This window comes from Pseudomonas sp. LB3P81 (assembly GCF_054897965.1).
The window spans coordinates 3,913,212-3,927,590 of the sequence record NZ_JBUBVG010000001.1 but is presented as its reverse complement, the minus strand read 5'-3'; the positions used below and the strand labels follow the sequence as shown (position 1 = coordinate 3,927,590).

Here is a 14,379-nt window from a genome sequence, read left to right as displayed (position 1 = left end):
GCGGGCAAGCCACGCTCCCACAGGGTTTGTGTCGTTCACACAACGTGTATACGACGACGGCCCTGTATGAGCAAGGCTTGCCCGCGAAGCTTTTCCGCTATTGGTCAGAGCGCAAACAACTCCGCCGGCAGCTTCATCAGGCAATCACTTCCCGCTTCGATGGCCGCTCGATGAGCAGCGGTGCGCGGCAGCAAGCGCTTGAAGTAAAACTCGCTGGTCGCCAGTTTGCCCCGGCAGTAATCGGCATCGCCGCTGCCTGCATCCAACTGCGCCTGAGCCACCAAAGCCATGCGCAGCCACAGATAGCCGAGGATGATGTAACCGCTATACATCAGGTAGTCCACTGACGCGGCGCCGACTTCGTCCGGATTTTTCATCGCAGCCATGCCGACCTGGGTGGTCAATTCGCCCCACTGCTGATTCAAACCGTTGAGTTTCGCCACATAACTGGCGAGTTGCGGATGCCCGGCGTTCGCAGCGCAAAACTTGTGAACAATTTTAGTGAAGCCGCGCAGCAGCTTGCCCTGGCTGCCGAGCACTTTGCGTCCGAGCAAATCCAGCGCCTGAATGCCGTTGGTGCCTTCGTAGATCGGTGCGATCCGGCAATCGCGAACCAGTTGCTCCATGCCCCACTCACGGATGAAACCGTGGCCACCAAACACCTGCATGCCGTGATTGGTCACTTCCAGCCCTGTGTCGGTCATGAAGGCTTTGCAGATCGGCGTCAGGAAAGCCAACAGGTCTTCGGCGTCCTGTCGCGCGATTTCATCCGGACTGAGGTGCGCAACGTCCAGCAACTGCGCGGTGAAGTACGTCAGCGCACGGTTGCCTTCGTTGAAGGCTTTCATGGTCAGCAACATCCGGCGCACATCAGGGTGAACGATGATCGGGTCGGCGGCTTTTTCCGGTGCTTTCGGGCCGGTCAGCGAGCGCATCTGCAAACGGTCGTTGGCGTATTTGATCGCACCCTGAAAGCTCGCTTCTCCTAGACACAAACCCTGCATCCCGGTGCCGAGGCGCGCATGGTTCATCATGGTGAACATGCAGTTCAGGCCCTTGTTCGGCTCACCGATCAGAAAGCCCTTGGCCTCGTCGAAGTTCAGCACGCAGGTGGCCGAAGCCTTGATGCCCATTTTGTGTTCGATCGAGCCGCAGGAAACGCCGTTGCGCTCGCCCGCTTCACCGTCGGCATCGGGCAGGAATTTGGGAACGATAAACAGCGAAATGCCCCGGGTTCCTGCAGGCGCATCCGGCAGTTTCGCCAGCACGAGGTGAATGATGTTGTCGCTCATGTCGTGCTCGCCGGCGGAGATGAAAATCTTGCTGCCGGAGATCGCAAAACTGCCATCCGCTGCAGGCACGGCGCGGGTCTTGATGATGCCCAGATCGGTGCCGCAATGGGCTTCGGTCAGGCACATGGTGCCCGTCCATTGACCAGCGGTGAGTTTGCTCAGGTAGGTGTTTTTCTGTTCTTCGGTGCCGTGAGCGTGGATCGCCGACATCGCTCCGTGGGTCAGGCCGGGGTACATGCCCCAGGAGGTGTTGCTGGAACCGACCATCTCGCTGATGACCAGCCCCAGTGAACTGGGCAAACCCTGGCCACCATAGGCCGGATCGGCCGCCAGACCATGCCAGCCGCCTTCAACGTATTGTGCGAACGCCTGCTTGAAGCCTGTAGGCGTCGTCACCACGCCATTGTCGAAATGGCAGCCTTCTTCGTCGCCGCTGCGATTGAGTGGTGCAAGAACGTTCTCGCAGAATTTCGCACCTTCTTCGAGGATCGCATTGACCATGTCCGGGCTGGCCTCGGTGGCACCCAGCGCCGCGTAGTTGCTGTGAAAATCGAAGACGTGGTCGATCAGAAAGCGCATGTCGCGCAGGGGAGCTTTGTACTCGGGCATGGTCATTTCTCCGGCAGCAGATTCCTTAAACCTACTGCCGTCGACCACGCCTCACAATCACAGTCCAGACGCTGAATGCGCCATCATCACTCAACCCGCAGCCGCCTCGCGCACCGCACCACGACGGTTCTGACCGTAAGCCACCACACAGTTTCGTCCGGCCCCCTTGGCGGCGTAGAGCGCTTCGTCGGCGGACTTGAGCACTTTCTCGGGGTTGCGTTGGTCCACCCGTTCGGCGACACCGATGCTGACGGTGACCGATACACTCGAGGCCGCGGAACCGGAACGACGCTGACGACCCTGTTGGTCGTCCTGAGGCCGGTTGTCCTGATTACGCAGATGAATGTTGTAGGTCGCAATGGATTCACGGATCACTTCCAGGTGCGGCATGCACTCTTCGAGCGTCTTGCCCGCGAACACCAGTGCAAATTCCTCACCCCCATAGCGATAAGCCCTACCGCCACCGCCGATTTTCGACAGTTTGCTGGCGACCAGTCGCAGCACCTGATCGCCGACATCGTGGCCGTGGGTATCGTTGAATTTCTTGAAGTGGTCGACGTCGCTCATGGCCAAGACGTAATTGCGCCCCAGGCGCTGCATGCGCTCGTTCAAGGCGCGGCGACCGGGCAGACCGGTCAACTCATCGCGAAAGGCCATTTGATAGGCTTCATGGGCAACCGCCGCGGCGATCATCAACATCACCTGACTGCACATGATGTTGAGGGTAAACGGCAGGATGAAAGTCTTCGGCAACGCCCAGAACAATCCAAGCAAACCCACCAGTTGGGAGGCGTGCAACGGTCTCGGGTTACGCCAGTATTGCCAGCTCAGCAGCAGGAACGAAGCGATGAACACCGGATATGACAGCTGGATCAGACTCATCCAGGCACCATGCAGGGCGGGCCAGCGGATTTGCGACAGCCACATCAGCAACGCCTGTGGGTAACTTTGCTCCAGGCCCAACGCCACACTACCGACGGCCAGCAACACCGCGAAGCGCGCGACCATGTCCTGGAACAAATGGGTGCGTTCCTGCCACGCCGCGAACACCCCGAACATCAGCGGCAGCAACAGACAGCACAGGTGAAAGACCACGGCAGCGTCTTCGCGCACCTTGCCGTTGTCGCGGTAATAATCGGTCTGGGTGTCGAGCAGGTAGTAGGCGATGTACACCGTGACCATCAGAAACAGCTCGCGCTGACGTCGGTAAACCGCGCAGTAAGCGCCGCCGAGCAACAAAACGAGGGTCGGCAACACATTGAACAGCGACGTGAAGAAGACGTTCAGATCCTTGACGTAGGCAGCCGCCAGCCCCGCAATCAACAGCAGAAGTGACGGTAGAAAATGACTGAACCGTACAGCGGAAGAACGCGGCAAGGGTAAAACTCCGACCCGGCAAACTGAGATGGCATTGTGCCCGCTCAATGAACGGCATGTCACATCGCCATCCTCTTTAACGGCAGCAAAGTCGTTCTTCTTAGCGTTTTAGTCAGGAATATTTATGCGCGGAAATCGCGCACAAAAAAGCCGCTGTTCCCGAAGGAAACAGCGGCTTTCTGAAGCGACAGCTCAGGACTTAGTAGCCCAGTGCGAAGTCTTCTTCTTTCATGTCCATCAGGTTGTTGGCGCCCGACAGCATGGTTGCAACGTGCGTGCGGGTACGCGGCAGGATGCGCTGGAAGTAGAAGCGCGCCGTCTGCAGCTTGGCGGTGTAGAACGCCGTTTCGGTAGTGCCGGCAGCCAGTTTCTCGGCAGCCAGACGCGCCATGTCAGCCCAGAAGTAGGCGAGGCAGGCGTAACCGGAGTACATCAGGTAGTCCACGGAGGCCGCGCCGACTTCTTCGCGGTCTTTCATAGCGGCCATACCGACCTTCATGGTCAGCTCGCCCCATTCTTTGTTCAGCGCAGCCAGCGGTGCGACGAATTCCTGAACGGCTTCGTTGCCTTCGTTGGTCTGGCAGAATTTGTGGACGATCTTGGTGAAGCCTTTCAGGGCCTCGCCTTGAGTCATCAGCACTTTACGGCCCAGAAGGTCGAGTGCCTGGATGCCGGTGGTGCCTTCGTACAACATCGAAATGCGGCTGTCGCGAACGTTCTGCTCCATGCCCCACTCGGCGATGAAGCCGTGGCCGCCGTAGATTTGCACGCCGTGGTTAGCGGATTCGAAACCGACTTCGGTCATGAAGGCTTTGGCGATTGGCGTCATGAACGCCAGCAGCGCGTCGGCTTTCTTCTTCTCTTCTTCGTCCACGCCGTACTTGACGATGTCGACTTGCTTGGCAGTGAAGTAAACCATCGCGCGGTTGCCTTCGGCGAACGCTTTCATGGTCAACAGCATGCGGCGTACGTCAGGGTGCACGATGATCGGGTCAGCGGCTTTTTCCGGCGCTTTCGGGCCAGTCAGGGAGCGCATTTGCAGACGGTCGCGAGCGTATTTCAAGCCGCCCTGGAAGCCGATCTCTGCGTGAGCCAGACCTTGCAGCGCGGTGCCCAGACGTGCGGTGTTCATGAAGGTGAACATGCAGTTCAGGCCTTTGTTCGCCTGGCCGATCAGGAAACCGGTGGCCGCGTCGAAGTTCATCACGCACGTGGCGTTACCGTGGATGCCCATTTTGTGTTCCAGGGAACCGCAGGACACGGCGTTGCGCGCACCGATCGAACCGTCTTCATTCGGCAAGAATTTCGGAACGATGAACAGGGAGATGCCTTTGGTGCCAGCCGGTGCATCCGGCAGGCGGGCCAGCACGATGTGGACGATGTTGTCGGCCATGTCGTGTTCGCCGGCCGAGATGAAGATCTTGGTGCCGGAGACTTTGTAGGAACCGTCAGCCTGAGGTTCGGCCTTGGTGCGCAGCATGCCCAGGTCGGTGCCGCAGTGCGGTTCGGTCAGGCACATGGTGCCGGTCCATTCGCCGGAGACCAGTTTGGTCAGGTAGGCGTGTTGCTGCTCCGGCGTACCGTGCTCGGAGATGGTGTTCATCGCGCCATGGGACAGGCCTGGGTACATGCCCCACGACCAGTTGGCTTCGCCAACCATTTCGCTGACCGCCAGACCCAGCGACTCTGGCAGGCCCTGGCCGCCGTGTTCTACGTCGTGGGCCAGGCTTGGCCAGCCGCCTTCAACGAATTGCTTGTAGGCTTCTTTGAAGCCGGTCGGGGTTTTAACGCCGGACTCGCTCCAGGTGCAGCCTTCGATGTCACCCACGCGGTTCAGCGGAGCCAGCACCTGCTCACAAAACTTGGCGCCTTCTTCGAGAATGGCGTCAACCATGTCCGGAGTTGCGTCGGAGCAAGCCGGAAGGCTCTGATAATGCGCTTCGTAGCCGAGCAGTTCGTCACGAACGAAGCGAATATCACGCAAGGGGGCCTTGTAGTCAGGCATAGCGATAAACCTCTGCTGATGTAACCGGGAATGAACGACCGTATTGATTTGTTATGACGGTCAAACAGTTGTTTGAAACATACGTTTACGCCCAAATCTTGTCAAGCGTCGATCTTTTGCCTTTCGTCATCGCACCGCGCAAATGCCAGACACACGGCAACACTGCGCCGTTGCTCAGGCAACACGCCGTATAAAAAAGTTTAGTTGGGGAAGAAGGACTTACGCACAAAAACGCCGCGAAAGGTCGCGGCGTTGGAAGTGCTGATGAAGCGGATGATCAGGCGAAAGTATCGATCAGCGTGCCGAGCATTTTATCGGAAGCCTTGGCGACTGCTACGCCCGCCTCGACCTGAAACTTGCCTTGCGCCATCTCGACCATATTGCTGGCCAGGTCCGATTGCTGACTGCGATCGACCGAACGCAGGCGATCAACCTGAACCTCGGAAGACTGGCTGGTGACCGAGCGTTCGATTGTATTGTTGGCGATCTGGCCAGAAGCCTGATCGACACGGTTCTGCCCTGTCTGAATAGTGCTCAGACCGGCGTAAAAAGCGGTACTTCCTGAGATTTCCATGGGAGAACTCGTCCTACGAAGGATCAACAGCGGCCATTGAAGCAGACGCACGGGCAAAACACCCGACAAAAACACTAATGGCACAATGCCTTGTCATAGTTAAAACCACTGCCTGAAAACTTCAGTCCAGCAAATCCAGTTGAAGATGTTCTGCGACCGCCTCCGCCGTCACCACCTTGAGTTTCGGCACTCGCCCCAGACACGGCGCAGGAATGCGCTCGGCCAGCGTGGCAAGATTCTCTTCAAGACGCGCAGTCTTGGCATCGATGATGTTGGCCACCCAACCCGCCAACTGCAAACCGTCCCGCGCAATCGCCTCGGCTGTCAGCAACGCATGGTTAATGCAACCCAACCGCACGCCGACCACCAGAATCACCGGCAGATCCAGCGCCATGGCCAGGTCCGACAGGTTGTCCTGATCCGCCAACGGCACGCGCCAGCCGCCAGCGCCTTCGATCAGGGTGAAATCCGCCTGCATGTCCAGAATCTGCTGCATCGGTGCCAACAAGGATTGCACCGTCAACGCCACGCCAGCCTCCCGCGCCGCCAGATGCGGAGCGATGGCAGGCTCAAATGCGACCGGATTGACCTGTGCATACGTCAGCGGCACCGAGCATTCCGCCAGCAACGCCAATGCGTCAGCGTTGCGCAAGCCCTTGGGCGTCACGTCGCAACCCGAAGCAACCGGTTTCCCCGCCGCCGTACTCAGGCCCGCCGACCGTGCGGCATGCAGCAAACCCGCAGCCACGGTGGTCTTGCCGACATCGGTGTCAGTACCGGTGATGAAATACGCTGCGCTCATAAGGGTTTCTCCAAAACGGCATACACCACTTGATAAGTCGCCGGCAGGCCTTCGGCCTGACGAAACTGCTCATACGCCTCGACCAGGCCGAGAATCCGCGCTCTGCCAGTCAAACCACCCGGTCGCCCGGGGTTCAGGTTGTGCGCACCCAGCGCCTTGAGTTCGTGGGTCAGGCTGCGCACATCCGGGTAATGCAGCACATGAGGACGGGCTTGCAGACTGACGACCTTCAAGTCGCTGGCCGCGCTCAGCTGTTGATAAACCCCGAACTCGCGGAAGCGGTTGACGTGCACCATGCCATCCACCTGCCGCCAACTGTCTCGCAGCTCTGACAGTGTGCCCACGCACAGACTAGCAAATGCGAACATTCCGCCAGGTTTCAGCACGCGATTGGCTTCGCTGAGCACCGAAGCGAAGTCCGCGCACCACTGCACCGCCAGGCTGGAGAAGATCAAATCACAGGTCGAATCCTGCAATGGCAGCCGCTCCGCATCCCCGGCGATGAAGTGCGTGGCCCCACCCAACGGGCGCGCGTGATTGAGCATGCCTTCGGCGATGTCCAGCGCCACGCCGTGACCGACAGGAAAACGCTCACCCAGCACACGACTGAAATGCCCGGTGCCACACCCAAGATCCAGCCATCGACCCGGCACGAAATCGCCCGGCAAACGGCTTAACAACTGACTGCCGACGTCACGCTGCAATTCGGCGACGCTGTCATAGCTGGCTGCCGCGCGGGAAAAGGACGCCGCCACCTGGCGCTTGTCCGGCAAGCCGCCGGGCTGCTTTGGAAGGGGAAGCGGAAGGGATAAATCAGTCATCACCGCACTCATGCAAAAAGGCCTGGATCGCCCCCGCCACGCCGTGAGGGTCTTCCAGAAGAAACGCGTGGCTGGCCTGTTCAATCAGACCGATTTCGACATCCGGCAGCAACGCCAGCAAATCACCCGCTGCTTCGGCCGGCACCAGCCCGTCGAGGCCGGCGAACAAATGCAGTTGCGGGCCGCGGAATGCTTGCAACGCCTGACGGGTATCCAGTTGCGCAAGCAGCTCCAGGCCGTTCATCAATACCGACGCAGCGGTGTGGGGCGCGCCACCGAGCAATAACCGCGACAATCCGCGCGGGTCTTCGGCGCCTTGAGCGCAGAGCAGCGAAAAGCGTTTCAGCGTCGTGCGCGGATCGGCATTACATCCGGCCAGAAACGCGTCGAAGGTCTCGCCGGGCATCGCGCTCGGCCACTGTTCATGGGCGACAAAAGAAGGGTTGCTCGCCAGGGTCAGCAAGCCACAGCAGCGATCTCCGCGCCGGGCCGCCAACTCGGAAGCGAGCATGCCGCCGAGGGACCAGCCGCCGAGCCAGGCGTCCTGGGGCACGGTCGCGTCGAGTTCGTCGAGCCATTCTTCAAGGTCGCTGGACTCCAGTTCCGGCAGCGGCTCGATCTCGACGCGCAGGTGCTCATCCAGCCCCTGCAGCGCGGCCGCCAAGGGTTCCAGCGGTGAAATGCCGAGACCCCAGCCGGGTAGCAGAATCAGGCGATCACGCATGGCTTGGCTCCGGTCCCAGTTGTTGAAAACAATCGGCCAGTCCATTCAACAATAGCTGCACCTGTGCCTCGCTGTGCGCGGCGGTCAGGGTCACGCGCAGGCGGGCGCTACCGGCGGGCACGGTCGGCGGGCGGATCGCGGTCACCATCAAGCCACGCTCACGCAGCATTTGCGACAGTCGCACCGCACGCCCGGCATCGCCGATCATGATTGGCTGGATCGGCGTGAAGCTGTCCATCAGCTCCAGGCCGATCTGCTCGGCGCCTTGTCGGAACTGACGAATCAGGGTCTTCAGATGTTCACGCCGCCAATGCTCGGTGCGTAACAACTCCAGGCTTTTCAGCGTCGCGCAGGCCAGCGCCGGCGGTTGGCTGGTGGTGTAAATGTAGGGGCGGGCGAACTGGATCAGACTCTCAATCAGCTCTTCGCTGCCGGCAACAAAGGCGCCAGCAGTGCCGAACGCTTTGCCGAGGGTGCCGACCAGCACCGGCACGTCTTCCTGGCTCAGGCCGAAATGCTCGACGATCCCGCCACCGTTGGCGCCCAGCGGACCAAACCCGTGCGCGTCATCGACCATCAGCCACGCGCCTTTGGCCTTGGCTTCCCGGGCCAGCGCTGGCAGATCGGCGATATCGCCGTCCATGCTGAACACGCCGTCAGTGACCACCAGCGTATTGCCGGTGGCCTTCTCCAGGCGATTGGCCAGACTCGCCGCGTCGTTGTGCAGATAACGATTGAAACGCGCGCCGGACAACAGACCGGCATCGAGCAACGAGGCGTGATTGAGGCGGTCTTCGAGCACTGTATCACCCTGCCCGACCAACGCGGTCACCGCGCCGAGGTTGGCCATGTAACCCGTGGTGAACAGCAACGCACGCGGGCGGCCAGTCAAGTCAGCCAACGCCTCTTCCAGCTCATGATGTGGCGTGCTGTGGCCAATGACCAAGTGCGAAGCGCCGCCACCGACACCCCACCGAGAGGCGCCAGCACGCCAGGCTTCGATCACTTGCGGGTGATTGGCAAGGCCCAGGTAGTCGTTGTTGCAGAACGCCAGCAACGGCTGGCCATCGACCACTACTTCCGGGCCTTGGGGGCTTTCGAGCAATGGCCGTTGGCGGTAGAGATTTTCGGCACGACGGGCAGCAAGGCGTGCGGCGAGATCGAAAGACATGCAGGCCTCGTGGTGAGATCACAGAATGTGGACCGTTACCCAATCCCAATGTGGGAGCGGCGGTGCGACGATTCGACTTGCTCGCGAAAGCGGCGTGACATTCAACGCTGATGTCGACTGTGCCGCCGTCTTCGCGAGCAAGTCGAATCGTCGCACCGCCGCTCCCACATTGGATTTGTAGCGGATCAGACAGCGGCGTTGTAGAACATCTCGCTGCTCTTCTGCTCCACCAGCGCCTGTTCGATGGCGGCCTGATGCACCTCGTCGGCGTGCTCTTCGCGCGCTTCCGGCAGAATCCCCAAGCGCCCGAACAGCTGCATGTCCTTGTCAGCCTGCGGGTTGGCGGTGGTCAGCAGTTTGTCGCCGTAGAAAATCGAGTTCGCGCCGGCGAAGAACGCCAGGGCCTGCATCTGCTCGTTCATGGCTTCGCGGCCGGCGGACAGGCGCACGTGGGATTGCGGCATCAGGATGCGCGCGACGGCGAGCATGCGGATGAAGTCGAACGGGTCGATTTCTTCGGCGTTTTCCAGTGGCGTACCGGCGACTTTCACCAGCATGTTGATCGGCACCGATTCCGGGTGCTCCGGCAGGTTGGCCAGCTGGATCAGCAGGTTGGCGCGGTCATCGAGGGACTCGCCCATGCCGAGAATGCCGCCGGAGCAGATCTTCATCCCCGAATCACGCACGTAGGCCAGGGTTTGCAGGCGCTCGCTGTACGTGCGGGTGGTGATGATGCTGGTGTAAAAATCCGGCGAGGTGTCGAGGTTGTGGTTGTAGTAATCGAGGCCGGCCTTGGCCAGCGCTTCGGTCTGGTCTTGATCGAGACGACCGAGGGTCATGCAGGTTTCCAGGCCCATGGCTTTCACGCCTTTGACCATTTCCAGCACGTACGGCATGTCTTTGGCCGACGGGTGTTTCCACGCCGCGCCCATGCAGAAACGGGTCGAACCGATGGCCTTGGCGCGGGCAGCCTCTTCGAGGACCTTCTGCACTTCCATCAGTTTTTCTTTTTCCAGGCCGGTGTTGTAGTGACCGGACTGCGGACAATATTTGCAATCTTCCGGGCAGGCGCCTGTCTTGATCGAAAGCAGCGTGGAAACCTGGACGCGGTTGGCGTCGAAATGCGCGCGGTGCACCGTTTGCGCCTGGAACAGCAGGTCGTTGAATGGCTGAACGAAGAGTGCTTTGACTTCGGCCAAAGACCAGTCATGACGCAGGGTTGCAGAGGTGCTGGCGCTCATGGGCGTTTCCTTGATTATGCTTGGCAAGCGACTGGGGAATGGAATACCCACAGACGCGACACGGATGTTCGGCATATTTAAGGAAGAGCGATGCGCTGTCAACCACGACACAAAGGACCGGTTTACATCTGGTTAAAAAATAAACAAGCCTGTTTGCTTTGCGGCGAGACAGCAGATGAGGCTCTGCCAATCTGCATGGCTTGTGAAACCGATCTGCCCTGGCTCGGCGATCACTGCCAGACCTGTGCCCTGCCCTTGCCTGCATCGGGCATGACGTGCGGCCAATGTTTGAAACAGCCGCCGTACTTTGAACAGGTGATTGCCCCGTGGACCTACGGTTTTCCGGTCGACAGCCTGATCACTCGTTTCAAACACAACGCGAAGTGGCCGTTTGGCCGCCTGCTTGCAGAACTTCTCGCTCAATCCCTGCAACATCGCTTCGATGAAGGGTTGGAGCGGCCGGATGCGCTGGTCCCGGTTCCGCTGGCGACCAAGCGTCTGCGTCAGCGGGGGTTCAATCAGGCCGCGATGCTGGCCCGCTGGTTAAGCGTGAGCCTGGATATCCCCTGCGACGAGCTGCTACTCAAAAGGATTCAGGACACCAGCGCGCAACAGGACCTGAAGGCCGAGGCTCGTAAAAAGAACCTGCGCAATGCGTTCGCCCTGATGCCCGATGCAGCGATCAAGGGGCGTCACCTGGCGCTGGTCGACGACGTGCTGACCACCGGCGCCACGGCCCAAGCCCTGGCTCGTATATTAACGGACGCCGGCGCCGCCCGGGTTGACGTTTACTGCCTTGCCCGTACTCCCAAACCCGGCGACAACGCTTGACTTAAGCCAGGCACAAAACCTGTGGGAGCGGGCTTGCTCGCGAATGCGGACTGACATTCAACAAAGATATCGACTGAGCTGACGCCTTCGCGAGCAAGCCCGCTCCCACAAGGAATGCAGTCTGACTTGACTCCCATAGCCCAAGCCGCCAACGTCTTCACCATCGTCACCCGCAAAAGCGTCTCGCCATGTCCTTGCCTACATTGCTGTCCCAGCACATTGTCCGTCGCCCGCAGCGCATCGCGTTGCTGCAACACATCGCCGAACAGGGCTCGATCACGCGCGCCGCGAAAAGTGCGGGGCTGAGTTACAAAGCGGCGTGGGACGCCATCGACGAGCTGAACAACCTCGCGCAGAAACCGCTGGTGGAGCGCAGTGTCGGCGGCAAGGGCGGTGGTGGCGCCAAACTGTCCGGCGAAGGCGAACGCGTATTGCGCCTGTATCAAAAACTGCAAACGCTGCAGGCTCAGGTGCTGGAAGCCACCGAAGACGCCAGCGACCTGGACCTGCTCGGCCGCCTGATGCTCAGAACCAGCGCGCGCAATCAATTGCACGGCAAGGTCAGGGCGATTGAAGCTCAGGGGCGCAACGACCTGATTCGTCTTGAACTGGCCGAAGGCCTGGCCCTCAATGCGCAGATCACCCACGACAGCACCGTGCGTCTGGAACTGGAGCCCGGCACCGAAGTCGTCGCCCTGATCAAGGCCGGCTGGCTCGACCTGCTGGCCATCGAAGACACTGCAACACCCGGACACAATGATTTGACCGGCATTATCGAAGAAATCCTCGACGCCGAAGACGGCCCCTGCGAAGTGCGCATCGGCCTGCCCAATGGCCAGACGATGTGCGCGCTGGCCGAGCCGCTGCACCTGAAAACCCTTGGCCTCGCCACCGATAAACCGGTGCGGGTGCAGTTTTCGCCGTCCAACGTCTTGCTGGGTACACCGCTCTGAAACATAAGCTTCACTAACGCTCTTTAAGGTGACTCAAAAACCCGCAGGGAGCCTGATGTGAGCCTATTAGAAGACAACCAATCCACCGACCTCGAGCAAATGGTCGGCCTCAGCCGTCGTGGTTTCATCAGCGCGGGCGCCCTGTGCGGTGCCGCGATGTTCCTTGGCGGTAACCTGCTGAGCCGCAGCGTACTCGCAGCCAGTGTCAGCGCAGGCACCAGCAAACTGTTGGGTTTTGACAGCATCCCCGCCGCCACCAGCGACGCCATTACCCTGCCGCCGGGCTACAAGTCTTCGGTGCTGATCAGCTGGGGCCAGCCGCTGCAAAAGAACGGTCCGGCGTTCGACCCGAGCGGTAACGGCACCGCCGAGCATCAGGAAATCCAGTTCGGCGACAACAACGACGGCATGAGCCTGTTTGAATTTCCGGGTGAGAAAGACCGGGCGCTGATGGCGATCAACAACGAATACACCAACTACCGCTACCTCTACCCGCACGGCGGCATGCCGCAATCGAAGGAAGAAGTGCGCAAGGCGCTGGCCTGCGAAGGTGTGTCGGTAATCGAAGTGCAGCGCAAGAACGGCCACTGGCAATTCGTTCAGGGTTCGCGCTACAACCGGCGCATTCACGGTAACGCACCGATCAGCCTCAGCGGTCCCGCTGCCGGCCATGACCTGTTGAAAACCAGCGCCGACCCGCACGGCAAGAACGTTCTCGGCACCTTCCAGAACTGCGCCAACGGCAAGACGCCGTGGGGCACCTACCTGACCTGCGAAGAGAACTTCACCGACTGCTTCGGCAGCAGCAATGCCGAGCAAAAATTCGACGCCGCGCAGAAACGCTACGGCGCCGTGGCAACCAGTAAAGAGATCAACTGGCATCAACACGACGAGCGATTCGACCTGGCAAAAAACCCCAACGAACTCAACCGTCACGGTTGGGTGGTGGAAATCGACCCGTTCGATCCGAAATCGACCCCGGTCAAGCGCACCGCACTGGGCCGTTTCAAACATGAAAACGCAGCCCTGGCCGAAACCCATGACGGCCACGCCGTGGTGTACATGGGCGACGATGAGCGCGGTGAATTCATCTACAAGTTCGTCAGCCGCGACAAGATCAACCACAAAAACCCGAAAGCCAATCGCGACCTGCTCGACCACGGCACCTTGTACGTGGCGCGTTTCGACGCCGGCGACGGCAACGCCGATCACCCGAAAGGCCAGGGCGAGTGGATCGAACTGACCCACGGCAAAAACGGCATCGACGCCAGCAGCGGTTTTGCCAATCAGGCCGAAGTGCTGATTCACACGCGACTCGCGGCCACCGTGGTGAAAGCCACGCGCATGGACCGTCCGGAGTGGATCGTCGTCAGCCCCAAGGACGGCCAGGTCTATTGCACGCTGACCAATAACGCCAAGCGCGGTGAAGACGGTCAACCGGTGGGCGGACCGAACCCTCGGGAGAAAAACGTCTACGGGCAAATTCTGCGCTGGCACACCGACCGCGATGATCACGGTTCGAAAAGCTTTGCCTGGGACCTGTTTGTCGTCGCCGGCAACCCGGGTGTCCACGCCGGCACGCCGAAGGGCGGTTCGTCGAACATCACGCCACAGAACATGTTCAACAGCCCGGATGGCCTGGGTTTCGACAAGGCCGGGCGGTTGTGGATTCTGACCGATGGCGATTCGAGCAACGCCGGTGATTTTGCCGGCATGGGCAACAACCAGATGCTGTGCGCAGACCCGGTGACCGGGGAGATCCGTCGCTTCATGGTCGGGCCGGTTGGCTGCGAGGTGACGGGGATCAGCTTCTCGCCGGATCAGAAGACGCTGTTTGTCGGGATTCAGCATCCGGGGGAAAACGGTGGATCGACGTTCCCTGAGCATTTGCCGAATAGCAAGCCGCGGTCTTCGGTGATAGCCATCTCGCGTGAGGATGGCGGGATCGTCGGCGCCTGATTAGCCGCCTTCGCGAGCAA

At 60.3% G+C, this 14,379-nt stretch carries 12 protein-coding genes; 3 read left to right on the top strand and 9 right to left on the bottom strand.

Features of this window, described 5'->3' with window-relative positions:
* Window positions 1-104: 104 nt before the first annotated feature.
* From ACYZTL_RS18080 to bioB, 9 genes are all read right to left on the bottom strand, one after another.
* Window positions 105-1,901 (bottom strand): acyl-CoA dehydrogenase C-terminal domain-containing protein, encoded by a 1,797-nt coding sequence (locus tag ACYZTL_RS18080; protein ID WP_461952937.1) that lies wholly within the window; start codon window positions 1,899-1,901, stop codon window positions 105-107.
* 90 nt (window positions 1,902-1,991) lie between these two features.
* Window positions 1,992-3,278: a GGDEF domain-containing protein gene (locus tag ACYZTL_RS18075; protein ID WP_461952936.1), complete on the bottom strand. Its 1,287-nt coding sequence runs from the start codon at window positions 3,276-3,278 to the stop codon at window positions 1,992-1,994.
* A 199-nt stretch (window positions 3,279-3,477) separates the two neighbouring features.
* Window positions 3,478-5,283 (bottom strand): phenylacyl-CoA dehydrogenase, encoded by a 1,806-nt coding sequence (locus ACYZTL_RS18070; protein WP_461952935.1) that lies wholly within the window; start codon window positions 5,281-5,283, stop codon window positions 3,478-3,480.
* 277 nt (window positions 5,284-5,560) lie between these two features.
* Window positions 5,561-5,857: a pyrroloquinoline quinone biosynthesis protein PqqE gene (locus ACYZTL_RS18065; protein WP_461952934.1), complete on the bottom strand. Its 297-nt coding sequence runs from the start codon at window positions 5,855-5,857 to the stop codon at window positions 5,561-5,563.
* Window positions 5,858-5,978: 121 nt separating this feature from the next.
* Window positions 5,979-6,659 (bottom strand): dethiobiotin synthase, encoded by a 681-nt coding sequence (gene bioD, locus ACYZTL_RS18060; RefSeq protein ID WP_461952933.1) that lies wholly within the window; start codon window positions 6,657-6,659, stop codon window positions 5,979-5,981.
* Complete coding sequence (bioC, locus tag ACYZTL_RS18055; protein ID WP_461952932.1) at window positions 6,656-7,480, bottom strand: malonyl-ACP O-methyltransferase BioC; 825 nt, start codon at window positions 7,478-7,480, stop codon at window positions 6,656-6,658. Before bioC ends, bioD begins: the two co-directional genes overlap by 4 nt.
* Window positions 7,473-8,204, bottom strand: coding sequence for an alpha/beta fold hydrolase (locus tag ACYZTL_RS18050; protein ID WP_461952931.1), 732 nt, complete (start codon window positions 8,202-8,204; stop codon window positions 7,473-7,475). The genes bioC and ACYZTL_RS18050 overlap by 8 nt, the downstream gene beginning before the upstream one ends.
* Entirely contained in the window at window positions 8,197-9,375 is a 1,179-nt protein-coding gene (gene bioF / locus ACYZTL_RS18045) for an 8-amino-7-oxononanoate synthase (protein WP_461952930.1), read from the bottom strand. Before bioF ends, ACYZTL_RS18050 begins: the two co-directional genes overlap by 8 nt.
* A gap of 185 nt (window positions 9,376-9,560) precedes the next feature.
* Complete coding sequence (bioB, locus tag ACYZTL_RS18040) at window positions 9,561-10,616, bottom strand: biotin synthase BioB (RefSeq protein WP_461952929.1); 1,056 nt, start codon at window positions 10,614-10,616, stop codon at window positions 9,561-9,563.
* Window positions 10,617-10,706: 90 nt separating this feature from the next.
* On the opposite strand from bioB, the gene ACYZTL_RS18035 reads away from it, so the two are divergent.
* The 3 genes from ACYZTL_RS18035 (at window position 10,707) to ACYZTL_RS18025 (ending at window position 14,359) form a co-directional block, all read left to right on the top strand.
* Window positions 10,707-11,447 carry a ComF family protein gene (locus ACYZTL_RS18035; protein WP_461952928.1) on the top strand — a complete coding sequence of 247 codons (741 nt, stop codon included), beginning with the start codon at window positions 10,707-10,709 and terminating at the stop codon, window positions 11,445-11,447.
* A gap of 188 nt (window positions 11,448-11,635) precedes the next feature.
* Window positions 11,636-12,400: a TOBE domain-containing protein gene (locus tag ACYZTL_RS18030; protein WP_461952927.1), complete on the top strand. Its 765-nt coding sequence runs from the start codon at window positions 11,636-11,638 to the stop codon at window positions 12,398-12,400.
* A 57-nt stretch (window positions 12,401-12,457) separates the two neighbouring features.
* Window positions 12,458-14,359, top strand: a complete 1,902-nt coding sequence (locus ACYZTL_RS18025; RefSeq protein WP_461952926.1) for a PhoX family protein — start codon at window positions 12,458-12,460, stop codon at window positions 14,357-14,359.
* Window positions 14,360-14,379 lie beyond the last annotated feature (20 nt).